Origin of the sequence: Lysinibacillus boronitolerans JCM 21713 = 10a = NBRC 103108 (assembly GCF_000772935.1) — a bacterium.
Lineage (GTDB): Bacteria > Bacillota > Bacilli > Bacillales_A > Planococcaceae > Lysinibacillus > Lysinibacillus boronitolerans.
Genome location: NZ_JPVR01000052.1, coordinates 38,957 through 48,783, shown reverse-complemented (window position 1 = coordinate 48,783; position 9,827 = coordinate 38,957). Strand labels below are relative to the sequence as shown.

7 protein-coding genes are annotated in these 9,827 nt (G+C 37.3%); 3 read left to right on the top strand and 4 right to left on the bottom strand.

Annotation, left to right across the window (positions count from 1 at the left end):
- Positions 1 to 440: 440 nt before the first annotated feature.
- The 3 genes from CD31_RS01615 to CD31_RS01605 are packed head-to-tail and all read right to left on the bottom strand — an operon-like array spanning position 441 to position 5,205.
- On the bottom strand, positions 441 to 2,252 hold the full coding sequence (locus CD31_RS01615; protein ID WP_036075253.1) for an ABC transporter substrate-binding protein: 1,812 nt from the start codon (positions 2,250 to 2,252) through the stop codon (positions 441 to 443).
- Between the two features lie 12 nt (positions 2,253 to 2,264).
- Positions 2,265 to 3,761, bottom strand: coding sequence for an ABC transporter permease (locus CD31_RS01610; RefSeq protein WP_036075252.1), 1,497 nt, complete (start codon positions 3,759 to 3,761; stop codon positions 2,265 to 2,267).
- A 13-nt stretch (positions 3,762 to 3,774) separates the two neighbouring features.
- Positions 3,775 to 5,205, bottom strand: a complete 1,431-nt coding sequence (locus tag CD31_RS01605; RefSeq protein ID WP_036075250.1) for an ABC transporter permease — start codon at positions 5,203 to 5,205, stop codon at positions 3,775 to 3,777.
- Positions 5,206 to 5,326: 121 nt separating this feature from the next.
- Between CD31_RS01605 and CD31_RS01600 the strand changes: the two genes are divergently transcribed.
- Together CD31_RS01600 and CD31_RS01595 are read left to right on the top strand one after the other, a co-directional pair.
- Positions 5,327 to 7,066 (top strand): ABC transporter ATP-binding protein, encoded by a 1,740-nt coding sequence (locus tag CD31_RS01600; protein ID WP_036075249.1) that lies wholly within the window; start codon positions 5,327 to 5,329, stop codon positions 7,064 to 7,066.
- A 133-nt stretch (positions 7,067 to 7,199) separates the two neighbouring features.
- Positions 7,200 to 7,820 carry a thermonuclease family protein gene (locus CD31_RS01595; protein WP_016995589.1) on the top strand — a complete coding sequence of 207 codons (621 nt, stop codon included), beginning with the start codon at positions 7,200 to 7,202 and terminating at the stop codon, positions 7,818 to 7,820.
- Positions 7,821 to 8,124: 304 nt separating this feature from the next.
- Here the strand turns inward: CD31_RS01595 and CD31_RS01590 are convergent, their stop codons facing one another.
- On the bottom strand, positions 8,125 to 9,000 hold the full coding sequence (locus tag CD31_RS01590; protein ID WP_016995482.1) for a glycine betaine ABC transporter substrate-binding protein: 876 nt from the start codon (positions 8,998 to 9,000) through the stop codon (positions 8,125 to 8,127).
- A 221-nt stretch (positions 9,001 to 9,221) separates the two neighbouring features.
- Here CD31_RS01590 and CD31_RS01585 point away from each other — a divergent pair, with 221 nt between their 5' ends.
- Complete coding sequence (locus CD31_RS01585; protein ID WP_036075248.1) at positions 9,222 to 9,794, top strand: manganese efflux pump; 573 nt, start codon at positions 9,222 to 9,224, stop codon at positions 9,792 to 9,794.
- The last annotated feature ends 33 nt before the right edge of the window (positions 9,795 to 9,827 follow it).

Genomic DNA, 9,827 nt, shown 5'->3' with positions numbered 1-9,827 from the left:
TGATTTCCGTTCCGCCAGCGTCCTTTCCAGGGGGCGTCCGATGAGCCGCTTCACTCACTTCCGTTCGCTCCAGGGTCTCAACTGTGACGCTAAATCCCCTTGGAGTGACCTAACTCCACTCCAACCAAAATGTCTTTACTTTTCTCATGCTAGCATAGCAATCAAATAGTCCAATATCTGTATTCTTAGGGGGATGGGATTTTTATTTTCAATATGGAGAAGTGATGCGTGACAACACCTCTCCATAAAAAGTAGTGAAGACCTTTGCTAAAAAGGTAACACTTTTGTAGGTTGGAGTAGAAGGCTACTTGACTCTCATGGAATAGCTAGCCCACAGGAAAGCAAGTAGCCTGCAACGGAAATCCAATTCTTTCAATTGAATGTTTTGTTTTTCAATACTAATAGAGCCTTCTCAAATTTTGAGAAGGCTCTAATTTATATTACTTTTTATCGTTATATGCTTTTACAAATTCTTTTACTTTTTCGCTATCTGCTTGAAGTTTTAAACCAGTATCAATTAATGGAGAGACTGTAGATACAGCTGGTTTTTTATTGCCTTGATAATAGCTAATGAATTCATCTTGGTTAATAGAGTATAGAATTGCTTTACGTAAATCTGCAGAATCAGAAACTGCACGGCCAGATGTATTCATTTGTAGGTAGGACACAGCATTACTATCTGCCGTATTTAATGTTAATTTCGTATCTGATTTGACAATATCCAGTTTCGTTTCTGGTACTGTTTGCAGAACATGAATTTCACCATTACGTAATGCAGATAGGGCACTATCAACATCAGAGATAAAACGAACATTGATTTTAGCAATTTTCGGCTCGTATTCGCTGCCAGTACGATATGCAGGGTTTTTCACAAACTGTGCTTCATAATCATTTTTTTTCACCAAAATGTAAGGACCACTTGCATATAGCTGGTTATTGAATGTTGCTGAACCTTCCGTTACAGTAGCTTGATCACCATAGGCAATGTCCTTGTCAGGATTATAACTAGCTACATCATACGTATTAATACTTGTTACTTGTTTTTCAGATACGATACCACCAGATTGGTGTGCTAAGTAATTTAATACTTGTGGGAAAGGTGTAGGTGTTGTAATTTTAACAACTTGGTATGCACCTGATGCATTATTAACAGCACCTTTATCTTTTGCTAATTGCGCTACAGAAGCAGGTAGGTTTTGTGATAATGCTTCTAAAACGGATTGCTCAGAGCCTGCTACTTTTTTATTTTGTAATTCGGATAAATCAGAAACGATTTCGACTGTTTCAATATTTTCATGAATGCTGTAGGTACGATGATCCGGTACTGAATTAGCATCTTTTGCACGGTTTAGTGAGAAGACTACATCCTCAGCCGATACTAATTCACCTGTATCAACAGCTGCACCATCTTTCACAGCAGCAAAATTGATATCATCGCGTAAAATGAAGTAATATTCTTGATTCCCTTCAGCCATTACATGGTTATAAGATAATGAACCATCTGACACAACTTCATCTGTGTCTGTTAAGTTAACAAGACGAACATACATATTCGTGTTTAATGTGTTGATTGAACCATCATTCCCTTTAATCGGATCAAGTGAAGTAAGAGAATTGATTGTTTGGTGCAAAATTAAAGGTTCTTTTGCATTTTTAGATGGATCATTAAATTCGATTTTTTCCCAAACTTGTGCACGAGATTTTGGTAAAAGAACTGTTTTAGGGTTAACAAGTTCAGAGTAGATACCTTGATACTTATTGGAAATATATAAAGGCGCAATATAAGCCTGATCGAATACTAATAATTGCTCTAAATCTTTATATTTAGCTGCAGCTTCTTCACCAGTCAATGTGCTCGCTTCATCAATCAACGCATCTAGTTTTGAATCTGCCACCACACTGTAGTCACCGCCAGTTTTAAATAAACCACGAACAGCATAGTCAGGGTTCCCTGTAACTGTCGTCCAACTTGAAAGAGCAAGATCATAGTTACCTGCTTCTTTTTGAGCAGAGAAAGAACCGTAATCTGGTTGAATGTTAAGTTTTACATCAAAACCATTTTTCACTAATTGGTCACGTACAATGTTCATGTCTTCTTCAGAAGCTGCCATGCCTAATACTTCAATGGCAATCTTGCCATTGCTCTTGTCACTATCTTTTGAATCTTTACTGCCCTCTACGTCAGTTTTTGTTTGTACACAGCCAGCCAAAGCTAGTACTGCAACGAATAAAAATACAAGTAATTTCTTCATAGTTACCTCCGATTAATTTGTTTTTGGATCTAAAGCATCTCGTAAACCATCTCCTAAGAAGTTAAAGGAGAGGACAAGAAGCATAATACAAAGACCTGGGAAAATCGCGACATATGAATGTGTTTCCAGGTACGTACTACCAACTTTTAAAATATTGCCCCATTCGGGAATATGCGGCTCAATACCAAGCCCTAAAAAACTTAAACTACTCGTTGAAATAACAGCTCCACCAATCGTTAATGTTGCTTTCACAATCATTGGTGCTAAAGAATTGGGGACAATGTGCTTGAAAATAATAGCTGCATCAGATGCACCTAAAGCTCTAGCCGATTCTACAAACTCATAATTAGCAAGCTGCATAACATTTGCCCGCATTGTACGGGCATAGGTTGGAATTGCTCCAACACTAAGTGCAATAATAAGATTCACAGTATTAGCACCAAATGCGGCGATAATAGCAATGGCTAACAATATTCCAGGAATGGCATATAAAATATCGAGACTTCGCATGATGATATTATCAGTGGACTTACCGTAATAGCCTGAAAAAGCTCCTAATGCGCCGCCAATAACTGCGGGGATAATCGTGGAGAAAAATCCGACGATTAACGATATTTGTGCCCCGAATACTATGCGAGAAAATAAGTCTCGGCCATAATTATCTGTACCTAATGGGTATTCTAATGTCGGTGTTTGTAGCAATGCTCCATAATTATTTTCCGTAGCGAAATCATAGTCGAAAGTCCAAGAGCTTGTAACGGACAATGAGAACATGAAAATGATAAAGAATAAACCGAATACAGCCATCGTATTGCGTAAAATCTTCTCCCATATTTTTTGCCATTTCTCAATAGAAGATGGATTTGCCTTTCGAGCCTTTTGAATAAGGCTATATCCTAGTAAAGTCGCAAATAGATTACCAGTGAAAGTCGCCAATAGTAGGACAATACCTGGAATGAGCATCCATTTAGGTGCCTCAGTTGCTGTGACGTATTTTGTACATAAAATGGCCATCACGATATAAAGAAGTGAGAGTACTAAGAAAACGCCCATTGCCAGTAAAAAGGTATCTGTTACATATGGCTTAAATAAATTTAATGCTGCAATACCTAAGATGAATAGTTGTGTTATAAAGGCATAGGCAGCAAAAGTATATTCTGCAGTCTTTCTTTTTGACACAAGCATAAATGCAAAGGATGTCGAAAAAATATTGCCTGACAGTATCGTTATTAAAAGGGGATAGCCAAACATTCGAGTGCTTTTTTGAATGTCACCATACTTGGCTAAATCCTTTTTAATTCGCAAATTCACGAAGGCAACATATGCCGTGGTAATGGCATAAATAATAAAAAAGAGCAGAACAACAGGTCGCCAGCTATTGCTGGAAAAATTATAGCTATAGGCTAGAAATAGTAAAGAAAACAGTAAGGAAAAGACAAAGGTAAAATGAGAATTGACATATTCCTGTGTAATCTTCAAGAGTAGTTTGACATGTAAGATGTTTTTCACAGGCGATCCTCCTTTAAGACTTCTTCATTTTCGAGCGAATGCGTGGATCAAAAAAGGCATACATGATATCAATGAATAAATTGACAATTGAAATGGTGATGGCGATATAAACAACGCCCCCAAGAATGGCCGGAATATCAGGGATAAATTGTTTATCGACGATATAGCTACCTATCCCACTAATGTTGAATACCTTTTCTGTTACAGATGCGCCTCCCAACATACCTCCAAAAAGAAGTCCAATCACCGTAATAATCGGAATCATAGCATTGCGAATGGCATGTTTTGAAATCACTTTGAATTCATTTAAGCCCTTTGCTTTTGCTGTAATAATGTAATCCTCATGAATCACCTCAAGCATACTTGACCTTGTCATCCTAGCAATAGATGCCGTAATCGATGTTCCCAAGACAACAATTGGCATGATGAGCGATAGCCAATTATGAGGGTTATAGGTAGCTGGAAACCATTGTAGCTTTAAAGCAAATGTCAAAATAAAAATTAAACCTTGCCAAAAGCTCGGAATGGATAAACCGATTAAAGCAATAAACATAAATGTATAATCCAAATATGAATTTGGACGAACAGCTGAAATAATACCGACTGGAATGGCAATAGCAATAGCCATTAGCAAAGACAATACGGCGATTTCAAGAGTGACAGGAAATTTAGTAGCAATGCTGTGTGTGATATCTTCTTTACCTGCAAAGGATGTACCTAAATCAAATGTAAATAGGCCAGATAATGCGTTCCATAGCTGTGATAAATAAGGTTGATCTAAACCATGAATGCGATTAAAGTTCACTATTTGCTCGGGTGTTGCTTCAACTCCGAGTAGATTTCTTGCTGGATCAAATGGTGATAAATATAAAATGGTAAACACTAATGTAGCCACACCAACAATCACAATAAAGCTTTGTAAAATACGTTCAATGATAAATTGCAGAAATGGATTCGCAAATAAGATAAGTACTACATAAAATAAAACAGCTGGTAGAAAGGTAAGAGCCACAAAACGTTTGTTAGTTAATTGCTGATTAAAAAATTGGTCATAGGATAGTTGTTGTATGCCCTCTTTTTGTAAATCCTGATCCACTTGCTGTTGGAGTTTTCTTTGAGCTAATTGCTTGGCTGTGGACTGAATTTGTGACTCCAATACAGCCTCTTTAAAAAATGTAGCTTTTGCAATTTCTTGTTGCCCAAATTCCTTTTGCCATTGGGCTACCAATCCATGCTCTATATAGTACTGACTACGCAATGCAAAAGCCTGATCATAAGTGTTTGAATGATTTCTTTTCCGATAGATAAAGTATGTAAAAGGGTGGACTAAAATACTAAAAAGAAAAAGAAGTAGATGATAAGGCTTTTGATGCACTAGTTTTTGATAAACCGTAGAAAAGAAAATAAATTTCTCGGGTTTTAAATAAATTTTTGAAGTAACCATGCATTTCCTCCAAACGTAAATAAAATATTCAGCATTATATTGTATAATTCCTATCAGTATTGTAAAGTATGGATTATACTTGAAAGTAAGTCAATCACAAATTTTAAAAAGGATGGGTCGAATGAGTGAAAAGCTTTTAGAAATCAATAATCTTCGCGTATCCTTTATCACAGGGGAGACAGAATTTGAAGCCGTTAAGGACGTTAGCTTCCATCTAAATAAAGGTGAAACACTCGGAATTGTAGGAGAGTCTGGTAGCGGGAAAAGTGTAACGGCTCGCTCCATTATGCGTTTATTACCATCGCCACCTTCATTTTTGAAATCTGGCACTATTGTGTTTAAAGGGCAAGAACTCACTGAATTTAGTGAAAAACAAATGGAAGGGATACGTGGACAAGATATTAGTATGATTTTCCAAGATCCAATGACATCCACAAACCCTACTATACGAATAGGTGATCAAGTGGCTGAAAGTTTAATCAAGCATCAGTCAATGTCAAAAACTGAGGCCTATCAACAAACAATAGAATTATTAAAACTGGTTGGTATTAGAGACGCAGAAGAACGGTATCGACAATACCCTCATGAATTTTCAGGTGGTATGCGTCAACGCGTAATGATTGCAATGGCGCTTGCTTGTAATCCCTCGCTGCTTATTGCAGATGAACCAACAACAGCATTGGACGTTACGATTCAAGCTCAAATCCTAAAATTAATGCGCGATATGCAAAAGAAAATGGGAACGTCTATTATTTTAATTACACACGATTTAGGTGTAGTTGCAGGTATGTGTGATCGCATCATCGTGATGAAAGAAGGAGAAATAGTTGAACAGGGCACAACAGAAGAAATTTTTGCAAATGCCCAGCATCCGTATACCCAGAAATTATTAAATGCGTTACCAAAGCTGCATGAGAAAAAGCAGCCAAAAGAGATTGCTACAATTCAGCCAGGTATCGATCTACATAAGCCGTTAATCGAAGTAACCCATCTGTCCAAAGAATTTCCATTAGGCCGTGGTCAAACGTTGAAAGCAGTGAACGATTTATCATTCTATATATATCCTGGTGAAACATTGGGCTTGGTTGGTGAATCTGGTTCAGGTAAATCGACTACAGGTAGGACGATTCTTCAGCTTCATCAGCCTACAAATGGAGAGGTACTATATCAAGGAATACCTGTAACAAGGTTATCGAAAAAACAGCTAAAGGCAATGCGTCGCCATATGCAAATTATTTTCCAAGATCCCTATTCATCGTTAAATCCTCGCAAAAAAATCTTAGACATTATTGGCGAGGCTCTTGATATTCATGGTCTGGTGAGGACACATGAAGAGAGGCGACAACGGGTAGAGGAATTGCTTGAACTTGTCGGTTTGAAGAAAGAGCATGCCATGCGGTATCCTCATGAATTTTCAGGAGGTCAGCGTCAACGAATCGGTATTGCGAGAGCGTTAGCAGTTGAGCCAAACTTTATTGTTTGTGATGAACCATTATCAGCACTGGATGTTTCCATTCAAAGGCAGATTGTTGATTTATTAAAAGAATTACAACAAAAGCTTGGATTGACGTATTTATTTATTGCTCATGATTTATCCATGGTGAAGCATATCAGCGATCGTGTAGCCGTTATGTATGGTGGGAAGATTGTAGAACTGGCAGAAAGTGAAGAGCTATATGCTAACCCACAACATCCATATACACGTGCATTATTACGCTCCATTCCTATTCCAGATCCTGCAATAGAGAAGCAGAAATATAGTGAGGCTGAACATGCAGAAGATGTGAAAATACGTTATGAGGTAGAAAATAGTCAACTAGTAGAGGTTTCTCCTAATCATTGGGTAGCTGTGACTAGATGATAGCTTGAATGTAGTAGCTTGATATTTTACAATAGAAACATCGTGTAACTTGTTATCTTCATGATGATGAGGTACACACCTTATACGAACCGCTCGTATAAGAAATGATGATTAGTTGTGAGGGGCCTACTACATGAAAATGCAAGATATAAAAACATTAATAACAAGTGGTACGATTATTTTGGCTGTAGCATTGTACATGATATTTGGCAGATCACCTGCGGAAGATCAAGATACTAAATCAGTTACAGATCAGCAAGGTACTATATCCATTGAACAGGTGGAAGAAAAAACAGGAAATAAACGCTTTGAGCTAGACTATATTAAAGCATATGATGGAGATACGATTCAGGCGACAATTAATGGTGAGAAACGAAAAATTCGTCTGTTAATGGTGGATACACCTGAAATGAATTACAACAAAGGTGGCGCCCAACCATATGCTGAACAAGCAAAAGAGTATACGATCAATTTAATGGAAAAGGCTAAAAAAATTGAAGCGGTCTATGATGTTGGACCAGAAACAGACAATTATGATCGTCTTCTAGCCTATGTGTTTGTAGATGATGTATTATTGCAAGAATCTTTATTAAACGAAGGACTTGCAGTTGTACGTTATATTCATAAGCCAAACAACACATTCGAAGATGCCTTTAGAGCTATTCAACAAAAAGCTCAGAATGCAAAATTAAATATTTGGTCACATGATGACTACTTCCAAAACGATGGTTTCCATCCTGAAGTAGTTCAATAATCTACCCCTTTACTATACGCTTTTTAAAGGATAATTTTTTAATAGCTGCTAGGCAGTAGCTTCTATGTTGAAATATGACGATTTCATTCGCAGAAACTTTTGACAAGGTGAGAGGGCGTCCGATAAGCCGTACACTCAAAATATTGGAATTAAAAATCTAATGTTGGGGTGCTAGTTCATAATTACGCTCCTGAACCTCCTCATTTTTGGGAACGTTAAAAATTGTAGACGGCTCATTCTATTATAGAATGAGCCGTCTACAGTCTGAATCCATTTACTAATGAGTAGTAAATGGATTATCTTTTTATGCATCCACATCTTTCGTCCATTCGGCTACTTTATCTGGATTGTTATCAATCCATTTTTTCGCAGCTTCTGTGGCACTCATACCTTCCATAATATCAAACATTACACTTTCTATATCGTCGGCACTCCAGTTGAAACGGTCAAGGACACGATAGGCTTCAGGGGCATCCTCTTTTAAACCATTTCGCGCAAAAGTGCCAATATATTCTTCTGCTCCATATAAGCCTTTCGGGTCATCTAAATACTTTAAATCATAGGCATTAAAGATCCAGTGTGGTGACCAGCCTGTAATGATGATTTCTTCATTATTGGAAATGGCTTGGCTAAGGGCTGCGGTCATTGCACCAGCAGACGAGGTCAATACATTCCAACCTTCCAGATTCTTATATTCCTTATAGGCATTTTCAGTCGTAGCCATCATATTGGCTCCTGGTTCTATCCCAGTAATGGTTTGATTAGCTTGGTTTGTTAAATCTTCAATAGAATCGACATCCATATAACTTGGAACGACTAAACCAATCTTAGCACCCGTTAGATTTTCACCTAAATTCTCTATTTTATCTTTGTATTTCTCTACTTGTGGGGCATGTGTTTGCGGTAACCAGGCAGATACCATACCGTCTACCTCTCCGTTTGCAAGTGCCTCCCACATGATCCCATTGTCTAAAGGCGTCAATGTTACCTTATATCCTAATTCCTCTAATACTTGTCCTACTACATGTGTAGAAGCAACCTCAGTATCCCATTCAACATATGCTAAATTGATTTCACCTTTATCATTATTCTTTGTATCCTCTTTTTCTGAACCACATGCAGTTAACACTAAAATGCATATAAATACTATACCTATTTTCAATAATTTTATGATTCTCATATTACATCTCCTTTCTATTATTTCTTACATATAATTAAAAATATTTACAAGTAACAACCTAATTTTATAAACAAGTTGTTACTTTTGTCAAATTGATGGTTTATTCAAACAGTCGAAAAAGATGGTAAATAGTCAACTAAACTTCCCTGTGCCCATAAATTTTTTTATTGGTGACATACGATAGGTGAAAATGGAGAGATGGAGATTTGAGGAGGCTTAGTATGCATTGGATTACAATTATTCTAATAGGAATTGCTGCGAATTTAGATAACTTGGGGATTGGCCTAGCTTATGGCGTCAAACAAGTTAAAATCCCGATTTTATCGAATGCTGTGATTGCGATTATGTCGATGATTGTCACATATGTCGCAGTAACAGCAGGTAGCACAGTTGTTGAGTATATTTCACCGCATACTGCCAATTTATTAGGGAGTTTACTACTGTGTGTAATTGGTCTATGGACTTTGATGTCCAATAATCTTTCTAATCAGCGGATAGCAAGAAATCCTGAATTATTTGATGAAGATAAAAATCTAGTGATTTCAACAAGAGAAGCAATGGCACTAGGCTTCGTATTGTCAGCGAACTGTTTAGCAGGGGGTATTGCAATAGGCGCAAATGGCATCTCGGCCGTTTGGACAGTTATTTCCATCGGGGTATTTTCCTTTATCACAGTTGGGGTGGGAAGTAGATGTGGCTCTTTACTAGGAAAAACGTTTATTGGCAGGCATTCTACTGCAATATCAGGATGGCTACTAATTATGATTGGTATTTTTGAGATTTTTGCAAAATAATGTATGTTGTGCCAAATATCACCAAATTTTGGT

What these genes read in the sequence shown, in the direction of transcription:
- CD31_RS01590 (WP_016995482.1), bottom strand. Translation starts at nt 9,000, where the DNA reads ATGAGAATCATAAAATTATTGAAAATAGGTATAGTATTTATATGCATT.
- CD31_RS01605 (WP_036075250.1), bottom strand. Translation starts at nt 5,205, where the DNA reads ATGGTTACTTCAAAAATTTATTTAAAACCCGAGAAATTTATTTTCTTT.
- CD31_RS01585 (WP_036075248.1), top strand. Translation starts at nt 9,222, where the DNA reads ATGCATTGGATTACAATTATTCTAATAGGAATTGCTGCGAATTTAGAT.
- CD31_RS01600 (WP_036075249.1), top strand. Translation starts at nt 5,327, where the DNA reads ATGAGTGAAAAGCTTTTAGAAATCAATAATCTTCGCGTATCCTTTATC.
- CD31_RS01615 (WP_036075253.1), bottom strand. Translation starts at nt 2,252, where the DNA reads ATGAAGAAATTACTTGTATTTTTATTCGTTGCAGTACTAGCTTTGGCT.
- CD31_RS01595 (WP_016995589.1), top strand. Translation starts at nt 7,200, where the DNA reads ATGAAAATGCAAGATATAAAAACATTAATAACAAGTGGTACGATTATT.